Below are 26,453 nucleotides of genomic sequence, written 5' to 3'. Positions count from 1 at the left end.
CGGTCGGCCGCGAGCGCACCGGGCGGCGGTCAGCGCGCCCGGACGGCCACCTCAGGCGAGGAGCTCTCCAGCGGCACGGCGTTGGCCGGGACCAGGCCGAGCTGCACGGCCGGGCGCGGCAGCGCGGCGTCGAGCATCCAGTCGGCGCCCACCCGGATCCGGTTGCCCGGCATCGCCAGCAGGTGGTAGCCGCGGGTGACCGCCTTGGCGGGCAGCCCGGACAGCGACACCTTCAACGGGTTCGCCGCCGCGTCCTTGCCGCCCAGGTCGACCACCCAGCCCAGGTCGTGGTGCTTGTACGGCCTGCGTCGCCCCTGCCCGTAGGAGGCGGCGATGTTGTGCGCGGCCAGCTTGCCCTGCCGCTGCGCGTGCTGCGCCGTCATGGTGCAGATCTGCCCCGGGCGGGCCAGGTCCGGCACGGCGGCCGCGTCGCCGCAGGCGTACACCTCCGGGAAGCCGGGGACGCTGAGGTACTCGTCGACGACCAGCCGGCCCCGCTCGGTGCGCAGTCCCAGCTCGGCGACGAACGGGTCGGGACGCACGCCGACGCACCAGACCAGGGTGCAGGTGGGCACGTAGTCGCCGTCGGTGAGCGTCACCCCGTCGGCGGTCGCCACGGCCACCGACGTGCCCATCCGCACGTCCACGCCCCGACGGCGCAGCACGCGGTCGGCGGTCTCCGACATCCGCTGGTCCAGCTCCGGCAGCACCCGGGGCGCGACGTCGAGCAGCATCCACTTCGGGCGGATCTTGAGTCGGGGGCGCTGGGAGACCAACTCGTCGGTGAAGAGTTGGCCGTGCGCGGCCACCTCGGTCCCGGTGTAGCCGGCGCCGACGACCACGAACGTGGCGCGCGCCTGCTGCTCGGCCGGGTCGTCGGTCTGCTCGGCCAGCTCGATCTGCCGGATCACGTGGTCGTGCAGGTAGAGGGCCTCGGGCAGGCCACGGAAGCCGTGGGCGTACTCGGTCACACCGGGGATCGGCAGCAGCTTGTTGACGCTGCCGACGGCCAGCACCAGCCGGTCGTACGCGATCCGGTTGCGGTCCCCCTCCGGCTGGGTGAAGCCGACCCAGCGGTTCTGGAGGTCCACGTGGTCGGCCTCGCCGATGAGCACCCGCACCCCGTCGAGCGTCCCTGTCAGCGGCACGGAGATCCGTCGGGGCTCGACCACGCCGGCGGCCACCTCGGGCAGCAGCGGCAGGTAGAGGAAGTAGTCGGTGGAGTTCAGCACCACGATCTCGGCCCGGCCCCGGGCCAGCCGGCTCAACGTCTTCGCCGCGTGGTAACCGGCGAACCCGGCCCCCACGATCACCACACGAGGTTTCGTCATTGCCGCCCCGTTCCCACCCCGGGGCGGGGCAAACGTGGCGGGTCGGACGACTCAGCACTCCGCCAGCCGGACGTGCCCGGTCTGCCCGACCGCCTCCACCTCCCAGCAGCGTCCGAACGCCCGCACCCGCTCGGCGGCGATCCGCCCGATCTCGTGCGGGATGTCGGGGTCGAGGACCAGCCGGCCATCCACCGGGTTCAGGTTGAGCATCGCCCGGACGAAGGCCAGCGGCGCGCCGGCCGCCCACGCCTGCGGGCTGCACGCGGTCGGGTACGGGATCGCGAAGAGCAGCCGCTCCCGGGGGAACCCGCTCATCGCCTCCGGCAGCCGGTGACCGAACTGCTCGGCCGCCTCGAGCAGGGCGAGGCTCACCCGGTTCGCCTCCGCCCGGTAGCCGTAGCGGGCCATGCCGAGCGCCGCCAGCGAGTTGTCGTGCGGCCAGACGGTGCCCAGGTGGTAGCCGAGGGCGTTGTAGAGCCGGTCGTCCCAGGAGAGCGTGCGGATCCCCCAACCGGAGAACATGTCCTCGCCCATCAGCTGCCGCACCACCGCGCCGGCCCGCTCCGGCGGCACGATCCCGCTCCACAGCAGGTGCCCCATGTTGGAGGTCTTCGAGTCGATCGGGTTCTTGTCGCCGTCCAACCCGACCGCGTAGAAGCCGCCCCGGGCGTCGATCCAGAAGTCGCGGTTGAAGCGCTCGTACAGCGCCTCGGCGTCGGCGCGCAGCCGGCGGGCCAGGTCGGGGTCGGCGAGCGGCCCGTCGGCCAGCTCGGCCAGGCGCAGCTTCGCGTCGTAGGTGTAGCCCTGCAGGTCGCTGGTGGCGATCGGCAGCACCGGGATGCGGCCGTCGGCGAAGCAGACGCCGTCCGGGGAGTCGCGCCAGCACTGGTTGCCCAGCCCTTCCGGGGAGCGCGTCGCGTACTCGACGTATCCGTCGTCGTCGCGGTCGCCGTACCGGTCGATCCAGTGCAGCGCGGCGAGCGCGTTGTCACGCAGGAAGCGCACGGTCTCGTCGTCGCCGGTCCACCGCCAGTACTCCGACAGCAGGACCAGCCAGAGCTGGGTGGCGTCGGCAGAGCCGTAGTACGGCCCGTACGGCTTCACTCCCGTCCTGGTCAGCTCGCCGCTGCGCACCTCGTGCAGGATCTTGCCGGGCTCCTCGTCGGTGAAGTCGTCGCACTTCTCGCCCTGCAACCGGGCCAGCGCGAGCAGCGCGCCCTTCGCCAGGGCCGGGCCCGCGACCAGCGTCTGGTACGCGGTGATGAGGGTGTCGCGGCCGAAGACGGAGAGGAACCAGGGCAGGCCGGCGCCGGGGAGCATGATGCGCTGCCCCTTGACCTCCAGGTCGAGGCGCAACGCCGCCAGGTCGTCGCGGGTCTGCGCAAGCGTCCGCGCCAGCGCCTGGTTGTCGCTGCGCAGCACCGCCCGCCCGAGGGCCCAGCGGCGCACCGGGTCGTCGGCGCGGCGGTGGAACACGTCGGCGATGTCGCCCCGGACCGGCTCCACCACCCCCATTCCCGGTGGCAGCGGCACGTGCAGGTCGACGTACCACTCCTCCCGTCTGTGCAGGGTGATGTCCCAGACGAGGTCGTCGCCCTCGACGCGGTCCGCCGGCCGGGAGCAGCAGACCCGGGTCTCGGCGGCAAAATCTCCCCGGGCGTACGTGAAGCACAGTTCCGAGCCGTCCTGCGCGTGGCTGCGGGTGATCTCCGCGGAGCGGTCCCGAACCCCCGACTTGACCTCGAACAGGTCGGCGAAGTCGACGCCCACGGCCAGCCGCAGCTCCAACCGGACCGGTTCCGGCCGGAAGGACACCATCTCCACCCGCTCGTGGAAGCCGTCGCCGACGTACCGCAGCCGCCGCATGCCCAGGCTGTCCGGTGGCAGGCCGGACTGGGCCGGGTTGGTCAGCACGTACTGGGCCGAGTAGTGGTCGACGGTCTCGGCGCGCAGCACCAGCAGCTGCTCGCCGTTGACGGTGAGCACCCAGCCGCTGAGCAGCCGGGTGTCCAGGTGCACCAAACCGCCGATGCTGCCCGGCGGCACGTCCCCGCAGGGGTCGGAGTACATGAAGGTCGGGCCGCTGAGCACCGCGATGGAGTCCGGGCCCAGCTCGGGCGGCATGGCCCGCTGGTCGCCGCTCTGCCCGGCGGCGGCCCGCAGGCCGGGTGTGGGGTCGGCGGGGGTCGGACGAACGACAGCCATGCCTCCACCGTAGGAAGACCGCCACTGTCCGTCATCACCCGCTCCGGATGAACCGGCGCGGAACCGTTCACGGGGGGACGCCGTGCGGAACCACGGCCCTCGGCCGACGGGCCCCAGGCCGGGTGCCGACAGCGGCGGACTTACGACACGCGACTGTGCGGTTGCCGACAGTGACGGCCCCGGTCTCGGCGCACGCTGCTTGCCGACCCGACCGTCGTCATCAGGAGGAAAGATGCGACTCCGTTCGCTCGCCGCCGCCGCGCTGGCCGCCGTGCTGGCCGCCGGCGCACTCGCGCCGGCCGGCCCGGCCGTGGCGGCCACCGCCGACCTGTGGGGCTTCGCCTACGTCAAGGACCCGACCGTGTCGGCCTGGACGGTGCTCGACACCACCCGGCAGTGGGGCAGTTGGAAGACCGCCTTCCCCGCCGCCTGGGCGCAGGGGGGCAAGCTCGCCCCGGGCCGGTTCCAGGTGCGCTTCCCGCAGATCGGCGCCGGCGCCCGGGGGGTGCCGCACGTGACCCCGGTCAACCGCACCGGCCACTACTGCGAGGTCGTCCGCTGGTTCTCCTCCGGCCCCGACCAGATCGTCGACGTGCAGTGCCACAAGCCGGGCGGGGACCGCGACGACACCCCGTTCACCGTCCTGTGGACCACCAGCAGCGGCGTGCTGCCGCCGGGCACCGCCCACGCGTACGTCCAACAGGCCGGCGGCGCGCTCGTCCAGTCGTACAACTCGACGGGGGCGGCGAACGGCATCGGACCACTGGGCGTCGGCCAGTGGGCGGTGAAGCTGCCGGGCGTCGGGCTCGCCGGCGCGCTGGCCGGCGACGTGCAGGTCACCGCGGTCCAGCCGAACGCGGCACCGCGCCGCTGCAAGATCGGCAGCTGGTCCTTCTCAGGCGTCGACGTGGCCGCGAACGTGTCCTGCTTCGACCAGGCGGGCGCGCCGGCGGCCACCGACTTCGCCCTGTCCTACCACCGTCGGCGGCCGGTGATCGGCTCGCTCGCCCCGCCGTCGCGCTTCGGCTACCTGGGCACCGCGGTGGGCGGGCCGACCAACGACAACTCGGTGCTCGGCGTCGGCGCCAACACCGTCGCGGCGATCGCCCCGGCCGGCCGCTACCTGGCGAAGTTCCCGCAGCTCGGAGTCGCGGAGACGCACGCCCAGGTGGTGGCGCAGGGGGTCGGTTCGAACTACTGCCACCTGACCCAGCCCTGGTCGACCGCGCTCGACGTCGAGGTGGACGTGATCTGCTTCGACAACGCCGGGGTGGTCACCCCGCACCGGTTCCTGGCGACCTTCACCTCCCGCGTCTGACGCGACACGGCCGTCTGCCGCGCCCGACGCGACCACGGCCGCCTCCCGCGCCCGAAGCGACCGCAGTCGATTCGGCCGCGCCGGATCACCCGGGGCGGGTGGGTTCACCTCACCCGCCCCGGCGGCACGGTGGTGCTCCACCGCCACCCGAGCGACGGGAGGACAGCGCCATGAGCACACCGATGTCGAACGACCGGCGGCAGCCGATCTACCTGCGGCAGAGCGGTCGCCCGCAGCTCACGGCCCGGCAGCGCCGGCGCGTCGAGCACAAGCAGGGGCGGTTCGTGCGCCTCGACGGCCAGCGGCCCGAGGCACGCCGGCCCGGGCGCTGACCCGGCGGCCGGTGGCGGTCGTGACGTGCCGCCACCGGCCTATTCGCCGGCGGGACACGGGGCGGTGATCGCCCACCGTTCGTGATCGCGCCACGCCCCGTCGATGAACAGGTAGTCCGGCGAGTAACCCTCCAGCCGGAAACCGAGCTTGCGGGCCACCCGGCGGGACGGCTCGTTGCCCGGCTGGATGTTCGCCTCCAATCGGTGCAGGCCGAGCGTGTCGAAGGCGTGCCGGACCACCAGGCCGATGCCGGCGGAGGCGTGTCCGGTTCCGCTGTGGGGCAGGAAGGCGGCGTAGCCGAGGTAGCCGCCGCGCAACGCGCCCATGAGGATCCCGCTGATGTTGACGTAGCCGGCGATCGCCCCGCTGTCCCGGTCGCAGATCAGGTACCCGGCGTGGTCCCGACGGCGGATCTTGCGCAGGTACGCGGCGTACCGCGCCGGGTCGTCGGGGGCGGCGAGCCAGGGATGGTGCAGGTCACGGCTGCGGCGGGCCGCCGCGACGAACTCGGCCTCGTCGGCCGGCCGGGGCCGACGGATGGCGGCCGGACCTGATGTACGCAGATACCTCACGGCAGACCACTGTCGCCGTGCGCGCCGCCCTTGTCCAGCGGGTCGCGGGCGCCCCGGCCCTCACGGACCGGCCTGCTGGTCCGCCCCGTCGTCGACCCGCTCCAGCGTGTAGTGGATGGTCTGGGCGACGATCCAGCCCTCTTCGATGAGGAACGAGTCCGCCCCGTCGCAGACCCGTACGCCCTCGATCCGCGCCGTCCACTCCAGGAACGCCACCCGGCCCTCGACCATCCGGTTCGTGTACACGTAGCGGGCGCCGGGCAGCTCCTCCTCCAGCAGGCGCGCCAGCTCCCCGACACCCGCGTGCCCCCGGAACACGCCGCGCCGTTCCAGGACCACGCACGACGGCGACACGTTGCGCGCCAGGTCCTCGGCGAACCGGTGCTCGGCGGCCAGCCGCAGGTGGTCGTCGAACACCTCCGACGCCGACCGCGACCGCAGGTCCTCGCCCACCGCCGGACCCCCGTCCGATCCGGCCGCCGCTGCCGCGCCGCCCTCCCCCGCCCTCACAGCGGACCCGGGTACGGCTGCTCCGGCGGCATCGGCACCCGCAGGAAGGTGGCCCCGCGCAGGTCCAGCCAGGCGTGCCCGGGCGAGCGGACCAGCCGCAGCATCACCTCGGCGCAGTTCGGGCAGCGGCCGACGAGGCCGGGGGCGTGCGGGTAGACCCGCAGGCCGGCCAGCGGGCCCAGCATGCGGCAGTGCTCGCACCGCCCGGCGGCGGTGCTCAGGTCGACGGCGAACAGCTCCCGCAGCGGGCCGTCGAGCATGTTGCCGTCCAGGTACGACGTGTCGGTCATCGGGCGTTCCTCCTCGACGCTCAGCCGGTGGGGCCGAACCGTTCGGTCTTGACCCGCCGGCTCTGGTGGCCGAGCCCGACGAGCAGGTCCGCCACCGTCTCCACGAAACCGGTCGGCCCGCAGACGTAGCAGAGCGGCTCCAGCTCGGGCGGCCAGCCGTGGCTGTTCACGTCGGCCAGCCCGATCCGGTGCGGCTCGCCCCGCCAGTCCTGCGGCGCCTCGCGGGTGTACACGTACGCGACGTCCAGGCCCAGGTCGTCCCGGACCCGGCGGCGCAGCTCGTCGGCGTAGAACACGTCGGCCGGGGTGCGCACCGAGTAGACCAGCCGGAACGGCACCCGGCTGCCGGCGGCGCGGCGGGCGCGCACCATCGCCATCAGCGGCACGACGCCCGATCCGCCGGCCACCAGCAGCACCGGGGCGGTCTCCTCCGGGCGCCAGACGAACCAGCCACCGACCGGGCCGCGCACCTCCACCGGGTCGCCCTCGGCGTAGACGTCGATCAGGTACGGCGACACCTCGCCGTCGGGCACCCGCTGCACGGTCAGCGTGATCCGGTCGGCCTCGGCCGGACCGGCCAGCGAGTACGACCGCGCCGCCTGGTAGCCGTCGGGGGCGGTCAGCCGCACGTCGACGTGCTGCCCGGGCAGGTGCCCCGGCCAGCCGGGCGCCTCCAGCACCAGTGTGTGCGCGGTGGGCGTCTCGACCCGGCGTTCGCACAGCCGGGCCACCCGCCAGCGCAGCGGGGCGGTCAATCGCCCTGGTACCGCTGCTCACGCCACGGGTCCCCGTAGTCGTGGTAGCCGGCGGTCTCCCAGAATCCGGGCTGGTCCTCCGTGGTGAGCCGGATGCCGCGCACCCACTTGGCGGACTTCCAGAAGTACAGGTGCGGCACGAGCAGCCGGGCCGGGCCACCGTGCTCGGCCGGCAGCGGGCCGCCGTCGTAGCGGTGCGCGATCCAGGCCCGCCCGCCGCGCAGGTCGGCCAGCGGCAGGTTCGTGGTGTAGCCGCCGTACGAGTGGGCCTGCGCGTAGCGGGCGTCGGTGTCGATGCCTTCCAGCAGGGTGTCGAGGGAGACCCCCTGCCAGTCGGTGTCCCGCTTCGACCAGCGGGTGACGCAGTGGATGTCGACCGCCGGGGTCTCCTGCGGCAGCGCCATCAGCTCGTCCCAGCTCCAGCGGAACTCGGCGCCGGACTCGGTGGAGATGACGAACTCCCAGGTCTCCAGCGGCACCCTCGGCGTCGGGCCGGCGGAGAGCACCGGGAAGTCCTGCGTCAGGTACTGCCCCGGCGGCAGGGCCGGCTCCGCGGAGCGGGGCCGGCCCTGGAAGCCCGGTGACACGATTCCCACCCGTCAGTCGTACCACCCGGGGTGGGTGGCGAGGCGCGGTCGGCGGATCCGCACCGCGACGGGTGACGCCTCAGTTCCGTTCGACCACGATTTCCTTCTCGCCCCGGCCGGCCTTGCTGGTGGCCCGCAGGCTGGTGAGGGTGACGATCACCAGGACGCCGATGATGACGCCCAGGGAGGCGAGGGTCGGGATCTCCGGCACACCCTTCCAGATGCCGTGCGCCCAGTGCAGGCCGAGCTTGACGCCGATGAACGCCAGGATGATCGCCAGGCCGTAGCTGAGGTGCACCAGCCGGCTGAGCGCGGCGTGCAGCACGAAGTAGAGCGCCCGCAGCCCCAGCAGGGCGAACGCGTTGGTCGCGAAGACCAGGTACGGGTCCTCGGTGATGCCGTAGACGGCGGGCACCGAGTCGACGGCGAAGACGATGTCCGTGGCGAGCAGCGCCGTCACCACGAGGGCGAACGGGGTGAGCGTACGCCGGCCGGAGAGGCGCACGACCATCTTCGGGCCGTGGTATTCCTCGGTGACCGGCATGAACTTGCGCAGCAGCCGCACCGAACGCATCTTGCTGATGTCGACTTCCTGCTCGTGCCCGGTGACGGCGTCGCGCAGCAGCTTCGCCGCCGTGAGCAGCAGGATGATCGCGAAGAGCAGGAAGGCGAAGTCCAGGGTCTGCAGAGCCGCCGCGCCGATGGCGATGAACACCGCGCGCAGCAGGAGCGCGCCGGTGATGCCGTAGAGCAGGGCCCGCTGGGCCAGCTCGGCCGGCACCGCGAACGCGGCCAGCAGCAGCATGAAGACGAACAGGTTGTCGACCGAGAGGGACTTCTCCACCAGGTAACCGGTGAGGTACTCCACGCCCTGGTTGGAGCCGAAGCGGGCCCAGATCCAGGCGCCGAAGGCCAGCGGCAGGGCGATGTAGAAGGCGGACCAGCCCAGCGCCTCCCGCATCGACACCTCGTGCGGCTTCCGGGTGACCAGGAAGTCCAGCACCAGCAGTGCGATCACGGCGGCGATGGTGACGCCCCACAGCGTGGGGGTGCCCACCGACTGGAGATCGGTGGCAGCAAGATATGGCAAATCGGACATGGAGCCTCCTCGAACACCCTGTCATGTTCGAGGTCTCCTTCACCCACTTTCGTGGGCAGCCACCCGAGGCGTGCTCCGGGCACGCCGTACTGACCGGGATGGCTCGTGGGAAGTACTCCCCTCGTCGCGACAAGGTTAGGGCAGGCCCGTGGGCTCGGCAAACGCGGCACGCCAGATCACGCGCGCAAGGCGTGATCTGGGGCCTCGAGGGGCTTTCGTCCCAGCTCAGCGGGCGGTGACGGCGGCGAGCACGGCCGCCACGTCGAGGTCGGCCATGCACGCCGGGCCGGCCGCGTCGAGCGGGCAGCGCGCGTCCCACCAGCAGGGCTGTTCGGTGATGGCGGTGGGGCGCCGGTACCCGCAGCCGGGCAGGCCCTGCAGGTCGGTGCCGCCCATCCCGTACCGCCGGGCGTCGGTGGGGCCGAACAGCGCCACCGTCGCGGCGCCGGTCGCGGCGGCGAGACGCACCGGCCCGGTGTCCGGCCCGACCACCACCCCGCCGCGCCGACCCACGGCCGCGAGCTGCCCGGCGAGGGTGGGCAGGTCGGCTCGGGGCAGCGGCACCCCGACCGGCGCGACGGGGTCGACCGGGCCGACGGTGAGCACCGGGTGTCCGCGCCGGGTCAGGGCGCGGGCCAGCCCCCGCCAGCGCCGGTCCGGCCAGCGCTTGACCGCCATCCCGGCGTCGGTGACGAGCACCACCGGCGGCGCGAGGGGCTCCCCCACCAGCCGGGCCACGGCCCGCTCCCCCGCGCGCCGGGCCTCCTCGCCCAGGTGGACCCGGGGCCGGGCCTCCCGGTCGGCCGCGCCGAGCAGCCCTTCGGCGCAGAGGATCTCCAGGTAGCGGTCGCCGACCGGCTGCTCCGGCGGCGGAGCGCGCCACAGGTTCGTCACGGCCCGCCCGGCGTCGGCCTCGAGCAGGTCGGGGATGCCGTCGTAGCGGGTGGTGGCGACCGCCAGGTCCGGCCGGCAGGCCGCGAGGGCCTCGGCGACCGCCTCCCGCTCGGCACCCGGCCGGCCGTGCCGGGGGGTGCGCACCTCCGCGACCGCCGGGTCGGCGCGCACCAGGTCCGCCCCGGGCTCGTGGGTGAGCAGCCGCAGCCGCGCGCCGGGATTGCGGCGGGCCAGGCCGTGTACCGCCGGCAGCAGCATCAGCAGGTCGCCGATCCCGCCGAGCAGGTCGACGACCAGGATGTCCGCGTACCGGTCAGGCATCCGCGCGCCCCAGGGTCCGCGCGTAGAGGTCACGGTGCGCGGCGGCCACCCTCGGCCAGGAGTACGCGGCGGCGAAGGCCCGCCCGCGCTCGGCGAGCCGGCGGCGCAGCACCGGATCGGCGAGCAGCCTGCCGACGGTACGCGCGATCGCGGCACTGTCCCGGCGCGCGCCGATCACCGCCACCGCGCCGCTGCGGTGCGGCCCGTCGTCGCCTGCGTCTGACTGCGTCACCGCGGTCGGCACGCCGTGCGCGAGCGCGGCGAGCAGGGCGCCGCTCTTCGTGCTCACCCCCGTGGTGAACGGCAGCACCGCCACGTCGGCGGCGTGCAGCGCGGCGGAGACCCGGTCGGCGGGCAGGTGCCCGGTGAACGTCACCGCGTCGACCACCCCGCATCGGTGGGCCAGCCCGGTCAGCTCGGCGCGGAACGCGCGCGCCTCCCGCTCGGGCAGCGCCTGCGAGGTGAACCCGCCGACCACCAGCAGCCGCAGGTCCGGATGGTCGCGACGCAGCTCCGGCAGCGCCTCGATCAGGTACCGCAGTCCCTTCACCGGGTGCACGAAACCGAAGAAGGCCAGCAGCGGCGCGCCCTCCGGCAGGCCCAGCTCCGCCCGCAGGCGCAGCCCCGCGGTGGACGCGCCGACGCGGTCGACGACGTTCGGCGCGATCGGGATGTGCGTGGCCCGCCGGCCGGTACGCGCGTGGACCACGTCGCCGTGGCCGGGATTCGTGACGATCACGGCCGCGCTGGCCGGCACCAGCCGGCCGGACTCCCGGTCCCAGCAGCGGGCCCGCTCCAGCGCCGACCAGAGCCGGGTCGGCAGCCAGCCGGGGCAGGCCCACCAGCCGTACTCGTGCAGGGTGGTGACCAGCGGCGCCCGCCGGGGCAGCCGCCACGGCAGCAGTCCGGGCTGACCCGAGAACCGGTACGCCGACGGGGCGAACTGCACGTGCACCACGTCGGGGGCCAGCTCGCGGACCCGGCGGGCGGCCCGGGCGGTGGCGGCCCGCCAGCGTTCCCGGTCGGCGTCGGGGCGCACCGGCACCGGGGTCACCTCGACACCGACGCCGTCGAGCGCCTCGACCAGGTGCGTCACGTAGTCGCTGACGCCGTCGGCGTCGGGCCGACCGGGACCGTGCAGCATGGCCACCCTGATCCGGTCGTCGACCACGCCACCTCCCGCTTCTCGGCGGGCGGGTTCCCGGCCCCTTACGACGCAAACGCGCCTCGCCTATGGTGTGCCGATGACCGAGGACGTCCCGGCCGGCCCGCTGGCCGGCGTACGGGTGATCGAGCTGGCCGGCATCGGTCCCGGCCCGTTCGCCGCGATGATGCTGGCCGACCTGGGCGCGGACGTGGTCCGGGTGGACCGGGCCACGGACGTCGACCCGGACGCCTTCGGCACCCCGCACCCGGACCTGCTCAACCGGGGACGCCGCTCGATCGGGGTCGACCTGAAGTCCCCCGGCGGGCGGGAGGTGGTGCTGGCCCTGGTCGCCGACGCCGACGCGCTCATCGAGGGGTTCCGCCCGGGGGTCACCGAGCGCCTCGGGGTCGGCCCGGCGGACTGCCTCGCGGCGAATCCCCGGCTGGTCTACGGCCGGATGACCGGCTGGGGACAGGACGGCCCGGCGGCGCCGTACGCGGGGCACGACATCGACTACCTCGCGTTGACGGGCGCGCTGCACGGGATCGGCCGGGCCGGCGAGCGCCCGGTGCCGCCGTTGAACCTGCTCGGCGACTTCGGCGGCGGCGGGATGATGCTCGCCCTCGGCCTGGTCTCCGCCCTGTACGCGGTGCGCGGCGGCGCGCGGGGCCAGGTGGTCGACGCGGCCATCGTCGACGGCGTGGCGGTGCTCAGCACCCAGATCCACGCGCTGCGCCGGCTCGGCATGTGGCAGGACGCGCGCGGGGTGAACCTGCTCGACGGTGGCGCTCCCTTCTACGACACCTACGAGTGCGCCGACGGCCGGCATCTGGCGGTCGGCGCACTGGAGCCACGGTTCTACGACGAGCTCGTCCGGCGCACCGGCTTCCCGCTGGCCCCGGACGAGGCGCTGGACCGCACCGACCCGGCGAACTGGCCGGCGCTGCGCCAGTCGTGGGCGCGGGTGTTCCGCACCCGGACCAGGGACGAGTGGACGGCGCTGCTGGGCTCCTCGGACGCCTGCGTGGCGCCGGTGCTGGACTGGCGGGAGGCGCCGGAGCACCCGCACCTGGCCGCGCGGGGCACCTTCGTCCAGCGGGACGGGGTCACCCAGCCGGCGCCGGCGCCCCGCTTCTCGGGCACTCCCACCGCGCTGCGCCGCCCCCCGCCCCAGCCGGGCGAGCACACCGACGAACTGCTGGCCGGGGCGGGCTTCGCCCCGGCGCGGGTCGCCGCCCTGCGCGCCGCCGGCGCCGTCGCCTGAGGCGGCGCACCACCGCGGCGGGCGGCACCGTGCGCCGGCAGCACCGGGTGGAAGTCCGGCCGGCGTCGCCGGGCGGGCGGCAGGGTCAGGGGCGGCGCAGGGTGGCGCCCGGCGCCATCGCGGGCTCGACCATGTCCCGGAAGTCGCGCGGGAGCTGCATCACCACGTCGTCGAACTCGCCGCCGCTGATCGCCTCGCGCAGGGTGACGAAGACCGCCCGGGCGGCGTCGCGCGCCGCCGGCTCGGTCACCCCGGCCCGTACGGCGACGCGGGCGACGAACTCGGCCGCGCCGAACCGCTCCGCCGACTCGGTACCCGGCCTCGGCTTCAACACGAGCTGCAACGGCTTGGGCAGCTGGGCCGCCAGGTCCAGCACCTCCCCGCCGGTCAGCCGCTCGGCGAGGGTCTCCAGCGTCGCCCGGGTCAGCGTCACCGCCTGCTCCGAGGAGGTACGGGTGCGCTGGGCGACCTGGTCGACGAAAGTGTCGTAGTTCATCCGGGCTCCTTCAGGCTGCGTCGGGGCCTGCGCGTACCCGCCGGCGCGGCCGGGAAACGACGGGGATTTCCGCGCGGCACGGCGCGTGACGGCCCGCCGGGCGGGTAACCGCCGCCGGTCGTGACCGGATCGATGCCCCGGAGGAGCCGACACCATGGCGAGTTACGCCGACGTGCTGCAGTACCTGTCGAGCCTGGACTACCCGGCCGAGAAGGACGACGTGGTACGCGAGGCCGAACGGGAGGGCGCCCCGCCGGACGTGCTGCGCGCGTTGCGGGCCCTGCCGCCGGTCGACTACGCCAACGGCAACGAGGTGGCCCGTTCCGCGGGCATCGAGGCGGCCCCGGAGGTGAGCTCCGCGCAGCGGGCGGCGCAGGCCCGGGACAAGCGGCACCAGCGCGTGTCGCAGCACCTGCGCGGCATCTGACCCTTGCTGTCGCGGGCCGACGACGCGCCCGGGCCGGGCACGTCCGAGCCGGGCACGTCCACGCCGGGCGCACCGGGCACGTCCGGGTCGGGCACGTCCAGGTCGAGCACGGTTGGGCCGGGCACGCCGGGCACGTCCACACTGGGCACGTTCGGGCCGGAGCATGGCGCCCGCGCCGAGCGGGCCCGTGCCGGTGACGGATGACGACGCGCGGGCCGGTCGGGCACACCCCGGCCGCGCTCCAGCTCACCGTGATGGGCGCGATCGGCCTGGTGGCCGGCGGGCTCACCGCGCTGGCCGTCACGCCGGCGCTGGCGCCGCTGGCCGGCTGGGACGCCGCGGCGTTGAGCTGGCTGGTGCTGGTCTGGCACCGGCTGTGGCCGATGGACGCGCGGGGGACGGCCCGACTGGCCGTGCACGAGGACCCGAACCGGGCGGCGCGTGACGCGCTGCTGCTCGCCGCCTGCCTGGCCAGCCTGCTGGCCGTCGGCGTCGTGGTGACCAGCGCGCACGGGGCGCCCGCCACGCCCGCCCGCGACGTCTACGGCGGGCTGGCCGTGCTGAGCGTACTGCTGTCCTGGCTGGTGGTGCACACGGTGTTCGCCGCCCGGTACGCGCGGATCTACTACACGGGGCCCGACGGTGGGATCGACTTCAACCAGTCGGAGCCGCCCCGCTACTCGGACTTCGCCTACCTGGCGTTCACCGTCGGAATGACCTTCCAGGTCTCCGACACAGCTCTGACCAGCAACGAGATGCGCCGGACGGTCCTGCGACACTCGATGGTGTCGTACCTGTTCGGGGCGTTCATCATCGCGGTCACGGTGAACCTGCTGGCCGGCCTGGCGAGATGAGCCGGCATCCGCGTGGAGTGGGCCGATGCCCGGCGGAGGGCGGGAGTTGCCGGACAGGCGGGCGCCCCCGTCGCGAACCGCGACCGGGGCGCCACACAGAACCTGTCCGGTGGCCGGTCGGGCCCGAACCGGGCCGCGACCACCAGGCGGTCGATGCACGCCCGAACCGGGCGGGCATCAGTGCCGCGACCATCATACGATGAAACATCACCCGTTCGGACGATTACGAAGGAAGTGTGGGCCAGCCCACCACCGCGTCAGGCGGCCAATTCCGCGTACCGCTTCTCCAGGTCCACCCGGGCCAACGCCCCGACCAGCCAGGCCAGGCGCTCGGACTCCCCGCTGCCGGCCAGGCCCGCCAGGTCGTCGGCGGAGCGGCCCAGTCCCAGCCGGCGGGCCGCGACGAGCGCCCTCCGGTCGGCCACCGGCGCCACCTCACGCCACAGCGCCTGGGCCTCGCGCAGGAACAGGTCGACCACCGTGGCGTCCACCCCGGGCAGTTCGGTGAGCAGTTCCCGCTCCCGGGCCGGGTCGTGGTGGGCCACCGCGCGCAGGCGGCGCAGGTCGCCCCGGTAGCGCTCCACCACGGCGCGCGCCAGATCGCCGAGCGTGTCAGCGAGCGCGTCGACGTCACCGCGCTGGCCGCTGTCGCGAAGCACGCGTACCCGGTCGCCGTGCAGGGACCGGGCCAGTCGGGCGGCGCTGTCCCAGCCCGCGGCGGGCAGGGCGTGCGCGCTGTCCACGGCCCGCCGGAAGTCACCCCGGCGGGCCAGCAGCACGGCGAGACAGAGCACCTGGAACAGGCTCGACGGGTTGTTGACGACCCGGAAGCCGTACTGCTCGGCGAAGCCGCGCCCACTGCCGGCAAGCCGGCGTACCAGGCGTTTCCTGTCCTCGACACGGGTAGTGGATGTGGTCGGCATGCCGGCGACTACCCGCGCCGCGCCCGGCCACGCCTGCCTGCCTCAGCCGTGCAGCCCGCCGCTGCGGTCGCGCGCCTTGAGGCGGGTGGTCGGCAGCGCCGGGGCGGGCAACGGCGGGGCGGGATCGTCGGCGACGACGCCGAAACGACGCCCGGCCATCCAGTCCTCCCGCGCGGCGGCCACCTCCTCGTGCGAGCGGCCGACGAAGTTCCACCACATCACCAGCGGCTCCTCGAACGGGGCCCCGCCGAGCAGCAGCAGCCGGCTCCCCGGCGCGCCCGTCAGGGTGAGCCGTTCCCGGCCGGTGCCCAGGTAGAGCAGCGCCCCCGGGGTCAACGGCACCCCGTCGACCTCGGCGGTGCCGGACATGGCCAGCAGCCCGTACTCGAAGTCGGGCCGCAGCGGCAGCGTGGCCGGCGCGGATCCGTGCAGCTCCACCTGCGCGCCCAGCAGCGGGGTGTACGTCAGAGCCGGGGACCGCTCGCCCGCGAGCTCGCCGACCAGCAGGGCGACGTCCAGTTCACCGTCGCGCCAGCGCGGCAGGTCGGCGTGGTGGGCGAAGTCGGCGGCCCCGGCGCGGGCCGGGTCCGGCAGCGCCACCCAGAGCTGCACACCGTGCATCAGCGGCGGATGCCGCTCGGGCGACCGCTCCGAATGCGCGATGCCGTGCCCCGAGGTCATCACGTTGAGCTGGCCGGGGCGGATCGGTTGGACGTTGCCCAGGCTGTCGCGGTGCAGGATCTCCCCGTCGAGCAGCCAGGTCACGGTCTGCAGGCCGGTGTGCGGATGCGGCGGCACCTCCATGCCTGGCCGCTCGGCCACGTCGTCCGGGCCGAAGTGGTCCACGAAGCACCAGGCGCCGATCATCCGCCGCTGCCGCTGCGGTAGCAGCCGTCGAACGGTCGTGTAGCGCCCCAGCGGCACGTCGTGGCCCGGCAGCAGAACGCTGCCGGGATCGACGGTCGCCACGCCAGGTGGTCGGGTCTCCGCAGGCATCTTCTCGGTACGCTCCACCGCCCGACTGTACGCCCGGACAGGCCACGAACCCGTCGGCCTCCCCACCGCTCAGCCGGCTCCGACCTCCGGCTCGGTCGGGGCGCCTCCGGTTCGCGACGCCCGAAGCGGTCGGCTCGGCGCACGGCCGGGCGCAGCGCCACTCCGGTGGGCGTCGCCCTGGCGAACTCGGGTGGGGCCCGGGGCTTCCGGTTGGCGTCGCCCGGCGAACTCCCCAGTGGGCGTCGCGTGGCGAACGCCGTGGTAGGCGATGTCCGGAACTCCGTGGGCGTCGCCTGGGCGAACTCCGGTGGGTGAGGCCCGGGGCTGGTGGGTGAGGCCCGAGGGCTCCGGTGGGCGCCGCCCGGCGGGCTCCGGCGGGTGAGGCCCGGGGGATCTGGGGACATGCGTCTGGCCGGCACCCCGGTTGGGGTGCCGGCCAGCGGCCATTCGGCTACTGCTGTCAGCTGTTCCAGTGCTCGGCCACCAGGTCAGCGGCCTGCTGCTCCCACTGGGCGTAGTGGTCCGGGTACGCCGACACCTGCACCGTCTGCGCGGCCTTCGTCAGCGGCATGTCCTGCCACCCGTCGACCTGCTTCAGACCCTTCAGGAACGCCATCGTCGAGTACTCCGGGTCGGTGATCTGCTCCACCGTGCCCCAACCCGAGGACGGGCGCTGCTGGAACAGGCCCTGCGAGTCGTGGTCGTTGCGGTCACCCAGATGACCCAGGTTCTCCAACTTCGACTCCTGCAACGCGGTCGCGATCGACACCACCGCGGCGCGCTCGTCCATGCCGGCCTTCTTCGTCGCCGCGATGATCGCCTTCACGTTCGCGACCTGCTCGTCCGACAGGTCGATACGCGACTGCGCGCCCTGCACGCCGTGCGGGATCAGCTTGGCCTTGTCGACCGACGGCTTGTCGGCCTGCACGGCAACTGCCACCGGCGTCGACTCCACCGACGGGACCGCCTGCGCGGTCGCGGGACCGGCGAACACGCCACCGGCGAACGCCAGACTAGCAACACCAAGAACGCTCTTACGAATGATCGTGTTCATCAGAAACGCTCCATTCGGGGGTTGGCACCCACACCGAAGGGGGATCGGCTTCACGCGGATGCAAGCACCGTCGGCGCTCATACGAACTCAAGGGGATCTCCAGCGAAGCCTGGAGAGGATCTCCGACATTCAGCCGGAGGAAAGATCAGATCGGCTATGCCGGCCGGATGACCCGTGCGGGCCGAAAGGGGGCCGGGCTGTTGCGCGGGGCGGGGGACGCCCTCACGTCGGCCGGACCATGTGTAACCACCGCCGGCCCGCCATCATTCCGGGGCCCCGGGCCCGCCAACCCATCGGGGCGGCGAGACCTCGGCGGCCTGGCCTTGCTCGGTCGTACGCAAGGTGTAACGACCCCACCCCCGCCACGATTCCGCCCCCACGATGCCCCCGGTCACACTCACACGCCACCCACCGACGACCCACCGACCCAACCCGCACCGGACAGCCACACGAAATCGGACACCGGCCACAGACAGGTCCACGGGCTCCACGGGCTCCACGGGCTCCACGAGTAACGGGTCACCGGGTCACCGGGTCATCGGGTTATCGGGTTATCGGGTCACCGGGTGGAGATCTTGGTAGAAAACGGCCCCTGGAGGGGCCGTTTTCTACCAAGATCTCCGGTAGGAGCCGGCGGACGGACGCGAGAGTGGGCCCCGCCCGGGTGTGGCCGCCGTGCCCCGGCGCAGGGATCAAGCCCGCGGGTGGACTTCCGCGTCCCGGGGCCGATCGGGATCGGGGCGGGGTGCCCGCGCCGACTGTGCAGTGCGCCTCGGCGGCGGCGGCGGATCCCGAGGGCCACCGCGGCGGGGACCCGGCGGGCGTGGTGGCGCCCGCCGTGGCCGCGCCACCGGCTCAGCGGGACAGGTCGCGGTCGGGCGCCTGCCCGTCCGAGTACGCGCTGCGGTAGATCGTGCCCCGCCCCGTCGGGTCCGGCGCGTGGGGCAGCGGGGCGGGGTCGACGGGCGGGACGGGGTCGACGGCCGGCGCGCCGCGCCGCGCGCGGATGATCCGGGAGACCACGAACCAGCCGGCGGCCGCCACGCTGGCGACGATGACCACCTTCTGCAGCACGCCGGCGTACCCCTCGACGAGGTGCCAGTTGTCGCCGAGCAGGTAGCCGGCCATCACGAAGGTGGTGTTCCAGATCAGGCTGCCGAGCGTCGTGTAGACCGCGAAGGTCAGCACCGGCATCCGCTCCACGCCGGCCGGGATGGAGATCAGGCTGCGGAAGATCGGGATCATCCGGCCGAAGAAGACGGCCTTCACCCCGTGCCGCAGGAACCACTCCTCGGTGCGGTCCACGTCGCTGAGCTTGATCAGCGGCAGCCGCTGCGCGATCGCCCGGATCCGCTCCCGGCCCAGCGCGGCGCCGATCCAGTACAGGGCGAGGGCGCCGAGCAGCGAGCCGAGGGTGGTCCAGAAGATCGCACTGACCACGCTCATCCGGCCCTGGCCGGCAACGAAGCCGGCCAGCGGCAGGATCACCTCGCTGGGGATCGGTGGGAAGACGTTCTCCAGGGCGACGGCCAGACCCGCGCCGGGGCCGCCGAGCCGCTCGACCAGGCCGATGACGAAGCCGACCAGTCCGTCCTCCGGCGGCGCGGCCTTTTCGGGGGCGGTGCCGGAGGCGAGCAGGGCGTGCGCGGTACGAATCATGGCCCACACGCTACGAACCGATCCTGGGAGTCCGCCAATGGGCCGGCCCTTGCGTCCCACGGACCGTCCACAGCCGCGGGGGTTCGCACTAGGGTGGCCCCGTGACGACGTGCATCACGACCGCCGGCGGGGCCCCGGTCCGGGTCGCGGTGCCCCGCGCCGGGGCGGCGGCAGGATGACCGGCCGGCTGGCGCAGCTGTGGCGTTACCCGGTGAAGTCGATGCTGGGTGAGCGGCTGCCCGCCGCCGACGTCGGCCCGGCGGGTGTGGCGGGCGACCGACGGCTGGCCCTGCGGCACCGGGACACCGGGCGGGTGGCCAGCGCGAAGCATCCCCGGCTCTGGCGCGACCTGCTCACGCTCCGCGCGGCCGGCGCCGCACCCGATGAGGTACGGATCACGCTGCCCGACGGGCGGGTCCTGTCCAGCGTGGACCCCGGCGTCGACGACGTGCTGTCCCGGGTGCTCGGCGTCCCGGTGACGCTGATCGACCGGCCGCCCGCCGGGGCGCTCCTGGACCGGGCCGACCCGGACGCGGTGCTGGCGGCCGGTCTGGCCGCCGAGGTGCCGGTCGACGCCAACCCGCTCGGGGCGGCGGCGCCGGGGACCTTCTTCGACTTCGCCCCGGTGCACCTGGTCACGACGGCCACCCTGGCCCGGGTGGCCGCCGAGCTTCCGGGCGGCACCGTCGAGGCGGTCCGCTACCGGCCCAACCTCGTGCTCGACGTCGAAGTGGACGGCTTCGCCGAGAACGACTGGGTCGGTGGCGAGCTGCGGGTCGGTCCCGAGCTGGTGCTGCGGGTACTCGCCCCGACCCCGCGGTGTGCGGTGCCGACCCTGGCGCACGGGTCGCTCCCCCGGCAGGCCGAGGCGTTGCGTGTCCCGGCCCGCCTCAACCGGGTCGCGCCGCTGCCGCAGCTCGGCGCGCAGCCGTGCGTGGGCGCGTACGCGCAGGTGGTGCGGGGTGGCCGGGTGGAGCAGGGGTCCGCGGTCGAGGTCGGCTGAGCCGGTTCAGTCGTCGTCCTCGTCGTCGTCCGGCGACGGCGTGTCGATCCGGTCGAGCAGGGCGTTGAGTCGGGCCGCCGTGTCGGGCGGGAGCTGCCCTTCCTCGGCCGCCTCGGCGAGGCGCTCCCGCAGCTTCTCGACCCGCTTGGCCCGGTCCTTCTCCTTGCCCCGGCTCAGGTCCGCGAGCTTGTCCCGCAGCCCCTCGACCGTCTTGCGGTCGATCTCGCCGCGGGCCTGCGCCCAGGCGAGCACCGCGGCGAACTCGGCGACGAACTGCGGCAGGCCGACCGGGTCGGGCCGCGCGGTCACCGGCGGCGGGGCGGAGGTCCTGGGCGGCGGCGTCGGCCTGGCCGAGGTCGGCTTGCCGGCCGGTGTGCCGGTGACGGGGGCCGCCGCCGGTGGCGGGCTTCCGCCGTCGCCGATGACGAGCGCGCCGACGAGCCCGACGAGCAGCGCGACGCCGACGGCGACCAGCGCGGTGACGGGCCTGTTGCGCGTGGTCCCCGCGCCGCCGGCCGGGGCGGGACGGCCGGTGCGGGCGGCCACGGGGTGGCGCCCGCCCGGCGGGGCGGGGTACGGCACCCCCGCGCGGCCGGTGGGGTTTGGGGACGGCGGTGAGCGGTCGATCAGGGTCGGCGGGTGCTCGGCGCCTGCCGACGAAGGGGCAGTCGCGGACGATGCGCCGGCGGACGGGGCCGGCAGGACGGCCGCGGGCGGGTGGGCCGACGCCCCGGCGGCGAAGCGGGTGGCGAGCTGGGCCGCGCCCGGCCGGCGCGCCGGATCGGTGGCCAGGCAGGCCAGGGTCAGCTCGGCGATGTCGGGCGGCAGCCCGGGGACCTGCGGGGGCGGCACCGGCGGGTGCCCGGCGTGCACCTCCAGCGCGTCCTCCCAGGTCTGCACGGGCAGTGGGGCCCGGCCGGTGAGGGTGCGGTAGAGCAGCGCGCCGAGGGCGTAGACGTCGCTGGCCGGGTTCGGCGGCCCGGGCCGCATCCGCTCCGGGGCGAAGTACGCGGGCGTGCCCATCAGCAGTTCGCCGGTCTGTCCCGCCCGTGGGTGGTGCGGCCCGGCGAGCGCGGCGATGCCGAAGTCGAGCACCTTGGCGCCGGTCTCGGTGAGCATCACGTTGCCGGGCTTGACGTCGCGGTGCACCACGCCGATGCGGTGGGCGGCGGCGAGCGCCGCGGCGATCTGGCCGGCCATCCGCACCGCCTCCGGCCAGGGCAGCGGCCCGGCGGCGAGCCGGTCGGCGAGGTTGCGCCCCTGCACCAGCTCCATCACCAGGTACGGGACGACGATGCCGCCGTCCAGGGCCGCCTCTCCGTAGTCGTACACCTGGGTGACGTGCGGGTGGGTCAGCCGCGCGGCGGCGCGGGCCTCGCGCTGGATGGTGGCCCGCAGTTGCGGGTCGGTGGCGAACTCCCGGGTGAGGGCCTTGACGGCGACGGGCCGGTGCAGCACCTCGTCGTCGGCGCGCCACACCTCGGACATCCCGCCGAGGCCGATGCGCTCGCGCAGGACGTAGCGGTCGTGCAACCGCAGGGTGGGCGAGAACGGCGACATAGCCGTTCAGTCTGCCCTGCCGGCGGGGTCGGCCACCAGCGCGGTGCCCGGTTGCGGGCCGGTCGTCGCGGTTCGGCGGCGACGACCGGCCCGCACCGACGGTCAGGAGCAGCGGGCTACCGGCCCCCAGCGACGGTCAGGAGCAGCGCGGCGCGGCGGCGACCGTCGGCGGTTGGATGCGGTCGGCGAGCCGCCGCAGGACGCCGGCGGCGGCCAGCCGGGTGGGTGCGAGTCGCGCGACGCGGGGCCGCTCCGGGCGGACGGGGGCGTCCGGCCGGGCGGAGTTGACGTGTCGGGTCACCGCGTCGACGGCGAGGACGAAGCCGGTGGGCTGTTCCATGGTCAGCTCCCTGGGACGGGTCCGGTGGAGGACCGGACGACGAGTGCGGTGGGTAGCAGGACGTGGCCGGCCGCCGGGTCGGCGGGCGGGTCGAGCAGGAGCCGGGCGGCGATGCGCCCCTTCTCCTCGGCTGGTTGCCGCACGGTGGTGAGGCCGGCGGTGGCGGCCTCGGCGATGTCGTCGAAGCCGGTGACCGACACGGGCGGCCGGCCGGCCTCGGCGAGCGCGTCGAGGACGCCGAGGGCGAGCACGTCCGCGCAGGCCAGTACCGCCGTGGGCGGTTCGGGAGCGGCGAGGGCGGCGGCGACGGCCGTGGCGCCCGCCGACCGGCTGTTGTCGGTGGCGGCGAGCACGGTCAGCTCGGACCAGGCGACGCCGACCTCGGCGAAGGCGTCGGCGAACCCGGCCAGCCGCGCCCGGGTCGTCGGGTGGGCGACGTCGGCCACGTCGGCGAGGCGCAGTTCGCCCGGCGCCGCGCCGGGGCGCACGGCATCGCCGAGCAGGGCGACCCGCCGGTGCCCGAGCCCCGCCACGTGGGCGGCGACGGCCCGGGCGGCGGCCCGCTCGTCGATGCCGACGTAGCGGTCGTCGGGGCCGGCGTCGTCGCGGGGGGCGGTCGTGACGACGGGCAGGCCGCGCTCGCGGAGCACGTCGACGACCCAGCCCTCGTCGCCGACGCAGTAGACGCAGAAGCCGTCGACGGCGGCGTTCTCCACGGCCCGCCGTGCGGCGGGCTCGTCGGGCGGCAGCGGCACGAGCAGCAGACTGGTGCCGTGCCGCTCGGCCGCCTCGGCGACGCCGGCCAGGAAGCGGACCGCGAAGGGGTCGGTGAAGGCGTACGACAGCCGCGACTCGAAGAGCACTCCGATGGCGCCCACGTACCCGCGCCGCAGCGACCGGGCGGTGGGGTTGGGGCCGGGGTAGCCGAGCTGCCGGGCGGCGTCCAGGATCCGCTGGCGCAGGGCGGCGGAGAGCTGGTCGGGTCGGCTGTAGGCGTTGGAGACGGTGCTGCGGGACACGCCGACGGCGTCCGCGACGGCTTGCAGGGTCGGCTTCACCGCGCCCCTCTCTGCATCGATTCAGACTGGATCGATGCAGAGACTAGGCGGAGCGGGCCGCCCTCGTCAACGCCACAGGCGGCGATCCGGCTCGGGACCGCACGCGACAGGAACACCGACGCGGCCCACCACGCCGCCCGGCCACGGTGACGTCGAGTGCGGGGGCGACGTCGAGTGCGACTCCGCGCGGCAGCGCAGGGCGACGTCGAGGGTGACCCCGCGCAGCAGCAGCGCCGGCCCGGACCGTGGTGGTCCGGGCCGGCGGGCGCGCAGGTGTGCGGTCAGCCCTTGCGGGCCACCGCGCCGTACATGCTGACCTCGGCCGCCGCCGGGCGGGGCTGCGGCGCGTCCTCGGCACGCCACTCGGCGACCGACGTGACGCCGGGCTCCAACAGCTCCAGCCCGTCGAAGAACCGGGTGAACTCGGCCCGGGTGCGCAGATTGATCAGGCCGTGCGGGCTGCCGCCCCGGGCCGCCGCCTTCGCCTCCTGCGCCACGTGTGGGGGGAGGTAGTCGTGGGTGGCGTGCGAGGCCGCCAGGTAGCTGCCCGGCGGCAGCGCGTCGAGCAGCCGCGTGACCACGGCGTACGGGTCGTCGTCGTCGCCGACGAAGTGCAGGATCGCAACCAGCATCAGGGCGACCGGCCGGGACAGGTCGATGGTGCGCAGCAGGTCGGGGTGGCGCAGGATCCGCTCCGGGTCGCGCAGGTCGGCGTCGATGTAGGCGGTGGCGCCCTCGGGCGAGCTGGTCAGCAGCGCCCGGGCGTGCGCGAGCACGATCGGGTCGTTGTCGACGTAGACCACCCGCGACTCGGGGGCGATCGCCTGCGCGACCTCGTGGGTGTTGTCGGCGGTCGGAATGCCGGTGCCGATGTCGAGGAACTGGCGGATGCCCTCCTCCCGGGCGAGGTGCCGCACGGCCCGCTGGAGGAAACGGCGGTTCTCCAGCGCGGCGGTGCGGATGGTCGGGAAGGACGCCGCCACCATGTCGCCGGAGTCCCGGTCGGCCTGGAAGTTGTCCTTGCCGCCGAGCCAGTAGTTGTACCGGCGGGCGGGGTGGGCCACCGAGGTGTCGATGCGGTCGCTCGGGTGCGCGGGGCCGGTCGTCGTACCCGGGGCATCGGTGGTCAAGGCAGCCTCCACGACTCTGCGCCACCCGCGACCGGGGGCGTCCGTCCACTGTCGCCGGTCGGCGACCATGGTAGCCGCACCGCTGTCCGGGCGAGGCCCCGCCGGGGTCACCCCGGGTAGAGGTCGTCCAGGATCGCGCCGAGGATCTCCGGCGTACGCTCCGGCGGCTCGGCCTCCACGCAGAGCCGTTCCATCGCGACCGCGTAGTAGTCGAGGTCGTCGCGCTTGTCGAGGTAGAGCGCGCTGGTGAGCTGTTCGATGTAGACGATGTCGGGTAGTTCCCGGTCACCGAAGCGCAGGATGGTGAAGGCCCCGCCCGCGGCGGCGTGCCCACCGGCGGCGAACGGGATGACCTGGAGCCGGATGTTCGGCGACTTGGTGGCCTCGATCAACGCCGCCACCTGCTCGCGCATCACCCGCGGGCCGCCGATCGGCCGGCGCAGCGCGGCCTCGTCCACCACCGCCCAGAGCTGCGGCGGGTTCTCGCGGTGCAGCAACCGCTGGCGCTGCATGCGCAGTGCGACCCGACGCTCGATCTCCGCCGGTGCGGCCCGACCGTGCCCGAGCAGCACCACCGCCCGGGCGTACTCCCGGGTCTGGAGCAGGCCGGGGACGAACTGGACCTCGTAGCTGCGGATGAGCGCGGCGGCCGCCTCCAGCCCGAGGTACGACTGGAACCAGTTCGGCAGCACGTCGCCGTAACGGTGCCACCAGCCCGGGCTGTTGGCGTCGCGGGCGAGCTTGAGCAGCGCCTCCCGCTCCTCGGACGCGGTGACGCCGTAGAGGGTGAGCAGGTCCGCGACGTCGCGTTCCTTGAAGCCGACCCGGCCCAGCTCCATCCGGCTGATCTTCGACTCGGAGGCGCGGATCTCCCAGCCGGCGCCCTCCCGGGTCACCCCGCTGGACTCGCGCAGCCGGCGCAGTTGGGCGCCGAGCAGCATGCGCAGCACGGTCGGGCCGGTCCCCGGACCGCCCTCGGCGGGACCCATCGTCACAGCCGACCTCCACATGCCGGTTCGTGCCGACCAGATGCCCTAGCGCGGCCGACGGGTAAGCATGCCATGAACCGTGAGTGAGGTGAACTTCTTCGGTGCGGACAATTCGCCCCGGTCGTCGGGGCGCGGTCAGGCGATCAGGTTGTCGAAGTCCCCGTCGCGCGCGCCGAGCACGAAGGCGGCGATCTCGTCCACCGTGTAGATCAACACCGGCCCCTCCGGGTACCGGGAGTTGCGCAGGGCGATGCCGGCGCCGCCGGGCAGTTCGGCCAGCTCGACGCAGTTGCCGCTGGGATTGCTCCGGCGGCTCTTCTGCCAGGCGAGGGGGGGCAGCTGGGTGGTGGGAACGCCGTTCGGAGGCTGCTGCATGGACGTCTTTCTCTCGCGAGCCCCGCGATGCCGGGCAGCGGTGCCTGATGAGGGGGCACGATATCGACGAAGGGCTTCCTGCACGTGCATCTGCTATTGCATCTGCACCGGACAGCGAGCATGATAACGCACGTGGACAGTGCCCATCTGTTCACTCTGAGTCACCGACCTGGGGCTGCCACCAGGACGGACGGGGCCCGACACGCGGGCGCGGACCGCCGCGCGCGGGGGCCGGCGGCAACGTGCTGATGGGAGGTCTCGTGCCGGATCCGTTGACCATCGCGTCCGGCATCTGTGCCGCCGGGGCACTCGTCACCTCCTGGCAGCTGCGGCGCCGCGCGATCCAGGCCGAGGTCGAGATCAGGCACCTCCAGGCCGAGCTCGCCGCCGAGCGGCACGCCGCCAGCCACGACCCCCTGACGGGACTGCCCAACCGCCGCGCGTTCTACCGCCTGGCCGCCACGCTGCTCACCGACGCGGCCGGGCAGCCGCTGATCGCCGTGGTGCTCGACCTCGACGACTTCAAGCAGATCAACGACAGCTACGGCCACGCCGCCGGCGACCAGGTGCTGGTCAGCGTCGCCCAACGGCTCGCCGCCTTCGCCGGAGACAACCTGGTCGCCCGGCTCGGCGGCGACGAGTTCGCCGGGCTGCTGGCCAGCCCCACGATCGACCGGCGGTGGATCGAGCACGCCACCCGGCGGCTCTGCGACAGCCTCGCCGCGCCGATCCCGCTGGGCGGGCTCAGCGTCCGGGTGACCGCCTCCGTCGGGCTCGCCCCCGTCACCGGGCCCGCGCAGCTCACCGAGGCACTCGACCGGGCCGACGCCGCCATGTACCGGGCCAAGAGCCTCGGAGTGGCCCGCCCGCCCCGGCAACTCGTCGACAGCGCCCACCTGGCGGAGTGCTGAGCCCGCAGGCCCACGCCAGCGGACCGCCGGTCGGGACACGACGCGTTTCGAC

Annotated in this window: 28 protein-coding genes; 7 read left to right on the top strand and 21 right to left on the bottom strand. The window is 74.5% G+C overall.

Annotated features, from left to right (window positions below; genetic code table 11):
* Window positions 1-29: 29 nt before the first annotated feature.
* On the bottom strand, window positions 30-1,331 hold the full coding sequence (locus tag ACLQ20_RS08960) for an NAD(P)/FAD-dependent oxidoreductase (protein ID WP_151454800.1): 1,302 nt from the start codon (window positions 1,329-1,331) through the stop codon (window positions 30-32).
* Between the two features lie 51 nt (window positions 1,332-1,382).
* A complete protein-coding gene (locus ACLQ20_RS08955; RefSeq protein ID WP_425854966.1) occupies window positions 1,383-3,536 on the bottom strand; it encodes a glycogen debranching N-terminal domain-containing protein in 2,154 nt (717 codons plus the stop codon).
* 232 nt (window positions 3,537-3,768) lie between these two features.
* Between ACLQ20_RS08955 and ACLQ20_RS08950 the strand changes: the two genes are divergently transcribed.
* Both ACLQ20_RS08950 and ACLQ20_RS08945 read left to right on the top strand, forming a co-directional pair.
* On the top strand, window positions 3,769-4,854 hold the full coding sequence (locus tag ACLQ20_RS08950) for a hypothetical protein (RefSeq protein ID WP_425854964.1): 1,086 nt from the start codon (window positions 3,769-3,771) through the stop codon (window positions 4,852-4,854).
* Between the two features lie 170 nt (window positions 4,855-5,024).
* A complete protein-coding gene (locus ACLQ20_RS08945) occupies window positions 5,025-5,186 on the top strand; it encodes a hypothetical protein (RefSeq protein ID WP_165947859.1) in 162 nt (53 codons plus the stop codon).
* Window positions 5,187-5,225: 39 nt separating this feature from the next.
* On the opposite strand, the gene ACLQ20_RS08940 is transcribed toward ACLQ20_RS08945, so the two are convergent.
* The 8 genes from ACLQ20_RS08940 to ACLQ20_RS08905 form a co-directional block, all read right to left on the bottom strand.
* Complete coding sequence (locus ACLQ20_RS08940) at window positions 5,226-5,759, bottom strand: GNAT family N-acetyltransferase (protein ID WP_151454797.1); 534 nt, start codon at window positions 5,757-5,759, stop codon at window positions 5,226-5,228.
* A gap of 60 nt (window positions 5,760-5,819) precedes the next feature.
* Window positions 5,820-6,212, bottom strand: coding sequence for a hypothetical protein (locus ACLQ20_RS08935; protein ID WP_425854962.1), 393 nt, complete (start codon window positions 6,210-6,212; stop codon window positions 5,820-5,822).
* A 53-nt stretch (window positions 6,213-6,265) separates the two neighbouring features.
* Window positions 6,266-6,559: a DUF6510 family protein gene (locus tag ACLQ20_RS08930; protein ID WP_311410201.1), complete on the bottom strand. Its 294-nt coding sequence runs from the start codon at window positions 6,557-6,559 to the stop codon at window positions 6,266-6,268.
* Window positions 6,560-6,579: 20 nt separating this feature from the next.
* Window positions 6,580-7,314, bottom strand: coding sequence for a ferredoxin reductase (locus tag ACLQ20_RS08925; RefSeq protein WP_425854960.1), 735 nt, complete (start codon window positions 7,312-7,314; stop codon window positions 6,580-6,582).
* Window positions 7,311-7,901, bottom strand: a complete 591-nt coding sequence (locus ACLQ20_RS08920) for a sulfite oxidase-like oxidoreductase (RefSeq protein WP_225852209.1) — start codon at window positions 7,899-7,901, stop codon at window positions 7,311-7,313. The genes ACLQ20_RS08925 and ACLQ20_RS08920 overlap by 4 nt, the downstream gene beginning before the upstream one ends.
* A 79-nt stretch (window positions 7,902-7,980) precedes the next feature.
* Entirely contained in the window at window positions 7,981-9,000 is a 1,020-nt protein-coding gene (locus tag ACLQ20_RS08915) for a TerC/Alx family metal homeostasis membrane protein (protein ID WP_425854958.1), read from the bottom strand.
* Window positions 9,001-9,225: 225 nt separating this feature from the next.
* Window positions 9,226-10,215, bottom strand: a complete 990-nt coding sequence (locus ACLQ20_RS08910) for a glycosyltransferase family 9 protein (RefSeq protein ID WP_358122594.1) — start codon at window positions 10,213-10,215, stop codon at window positions 9,226-9,228.
* Window positions 10,208-11,386, bottom strand: coding sequence for a glycosyltransferase (locus ACLQ20_RS08905; RefSeq protein ID WP_358122596.1), 1,179 nt, complete (start codon window positions 11,384-11,386; stop codon window positions 10,208-10,210). The genes ACLQ20_RS08910 and ACLQ20_RS08905 overlap by 8 nt, the downstream gene beginning before the upstream one ends.
* A gap of 73 nt (window positions 11,387-11,459) precedes the next feature.
* Here ACLQ20_RS08905 and ACLQ20_RS08900 point away from each other — a divergent pair, with 73 nt between their 5' ends.
* Window positions 11,460-12,626, top strand: a complete 1,167-nt coding sequence (locus ACLQ20_RS08900; protein ID WP_425854957.1) for a CaiB/BaiF CoA transferase family protein — start codon at window positions 11,460-11,462, stop codon at window positions 12,624-12,626.
* 85 nt (window positions 12,627-12,711) lie between these two features.
* Here ACLQ20_RS08900 and ACLQ20_RS08895 read toward each other — a convergent pair whose 3' ends face one another.
* Window positions 12,712-13,122 carry a DUF2267 domain-containing protein gene (locus tag ACLQ20_RS08895; protein ID WP_151454788.1) on the bottom strand — a complete coding sequence of 137 codons (411 nt, stop codon included), beginning with the start codon at window positions 13,120-13,122 and terminating at the stop codon, window positions 12,712-12,714.
* 154 nt (window positions 13,123-13,276) lie between these two features.
* Between ACLQ20_RS08895 and ACLQ20_RS08890 the strand changes: the two genes are divergently transcribed.
* Together ACLQ20_RS08890 and ACLQ20_RS08885 are read left to right on the top strand one after the other, a co-directional pair.
* A complete protein-coding gene (locus ACLQ20_RS08890; protein ID WP_151454787.1) occupies window positions 13,277-13,549 on the top strand; it encodes a DUF2795 domain-containing protein in 273 nt (90 codons plus the stop codon).
* Window positions 13,550-13,749: 200 nt separating this feature from the next.
* The gene (locus tag ACLQ20_RS08885; protein WP_225852208.1) at window positions 13,750-14,403 is read left to right on the top strand and encodes a DUF1345 domain-containing protein; all 654 of its coding nucleotides are present in this window, start codon (window positions 13,750-13,752) and stop codon (window positions 14,401-14,403) included.
* Window positions 14,404-14,660: 257 nt separating this feature from the next.
* On the opposite strand, the gene ACLQ20_RS08880 is transcribed toward ACLQ20_RS08885, so the two are convergent.
* The 4 genes from ACLQ20_RS08880 to ACLQ20_RS08865 form a co-directional block, all read right to left on the bottom strand.
* On the bottom strand, window positions 14,661-15,326 hold the full coding sequence (locus ACLQ20_RS08880; RefSeq protein ID WP_151454786.1) for a hypothetical protein: 666 nt from the start codon (window positions 15,324-15,326) through the stop codon (window positions 14,661-14,663).
* A 42-nt stretch (window positions 15,327-15,368) separates the two neighbouring features.
* On the bottom strand, window positions 15,369-16,340 hold the full coding sequence (locus tag ACLQ20_RS08875) for a pirin family protein (protein ID WP_327028096.1): 972 nt from the start codon (window positions 16,338-16,340) through the stop codon (window positions 15,369-15,371).
* A gap of 442 nt (window positions 16,341-16,782) precedes the next feature.
* Window positions 16,783-17,376: a hypothetical protein gene (locus tag ACLQ20_RS08870; protein ID WP_425854954.1), complete on the bottom strand. Its 594-nt coding sequence runs from the start codon at window positions 17,374-17,376 to the stop codon at window positions 16,783-16,785.
* Between the two features lie 855 nt (window positions 17,377-18,231).
* Window positions 18,232-19,035: a DedA family protein gene (locus ACLQ20_RS08865; protein WP_425854952.1), complete on the bottom strand. Its 804-nt coding sequence runs from the start codon at window positions 19,033-19,035 to the stop codon at window positions 18,232-18,234.
* Between the two features lie 175 nt (window positions 19,036-19,210).
* Between ACLQ20_RS08865 and ACLQ20_RS08860 the strand changes: the two genes are divergently transcribed.
* Entirely contained in the window at window positions 19,211-20,038 is an 828-nt protein-coding gene (locus tag ACLQ20_RS08860; protein WP_358122808.1) for an MOSC domain-containing protein, read from the top strand.
* Between the two features lie 6 nt (window positions 20,039-20,044).
* Here the strand turns inward: ACLQ20_RS08860 and ACLQ20_RS08855 are convergent, their stop codons facing one another.
* From ACLQ20_RS08855 to ACLQ20_RS08830, 6 genes are all read right to left on the bottom strand, one after another.
* Entirely contained in the window at window positions 20,045-21,598 is a 1,554-nt protein-coding gene (locus tag ACLQ20_RS08855; protein ID WP_425854950.1) for a serine/threonine-protein kinase, read from the bottom strand.
* A gap of 136 nt (window positions 21,599-21,734) precedes the next feature.
* Window positions 21,735-21,938, bottom strand: coding sequence for a hypothetical protein (locus ACLQ20_RS08850; RefSeq protein ID WP_425854949.1), 204 nt, complete (start codon window positions 21,936-21,938; stop codon window positions 21,735-21,737).
* Between the two features lie 2 nt (window positions 21,939-21,940).
* Window positions 21,941-22,996 carry a LacI family DNA-binding transcriptional regulator gene (locus ACLQ20_RS08845; protein WP_151456399.1) on the bottom strand — a complete coding sequence of 352 codons (1,056 nt, stop codon included), beginning with the start codon at window positions 22,994-22,996 and terminating at the stop codon, window positions 21,941-21,943.
* 281 nt (window positions 22,997-23,277) lie between these two features.
* On the bottom strand, window positions 23,278-24,126 hold the full coding sequence (locus ACLQ20_RS08840; protein ID WP_151456398.1) for an SAM-dependent methyltransferase: 849 nt from the start codon (window positions 24,124-24,126) through the stop codon (window positions 23,278-23,280).
* A gap of 107 nt (window positions 24,127-24,233) precedes the next feature.
* Window positions 24,234-25,115 carry a helix-turn-helix domain-containing protein gene (locus tag ACLQ20_RS08835; protein ID WP_151456401.1) on the bottom strand — a complete coding sequence of 294 codons (882 nt, stop codon included), beginning with the start codon at window positions 25,113-25,115 and terminating at the stop codon, window positions 24,234-24,236.
* A 135-nt stretch (window positions 25,116-25,250) separates the two neighbouring features.
* Window positions 25,251-25,490 carry a DUF397 domain-containing protein gene (locus ACLQ20_RS08830; protein WP_425854947.1) on the bottom strand — a complete coding sequence of 80 codons (240 nt, stop codon included), beginning with the start codon at window positions 25,488-25,490 and terminating at the stop codon, window positions 25,251-25,253.
* A gap of 260 nt (window positions 25,491-25,750) precedes the next feature.
* On the opposite strand from ACLQ20_RS08830, the gene ACLQ20_RS08825 reads away from it, so the two are divergent.
* The gene (locus tag ACLQ20_RS08825) at window positions 25,751-26,401 is read left to right on the top strand and encodes a GGDEF domain-containing protein (RefSeq protein ID WP_151456396.1); all 651 of its coding nucleotides are present in this window, start codon (window positions 25,751-25,753) and stop codon (window positions 26,399-26,401) included.
* Window positions 26,402-26,453: the final 52 nt, after the last annotated feature.

The sequence above is a fragment of the Micromonospora sp. DT46 genome, from assembly GCF_049841735.1.
GTDB classification, from domain to species: domain Bacteria; phylum Actinomycetota; class Actinomycetes; order Mycobacteriales; family Micromonosporaceae; genus Micromonospora; species Micromonospora reichwaldensis.
Note: the sequence above shows the minus strand (reverse complement) of the source record. Positions and strands in the feature narration are given on the sequence as shown.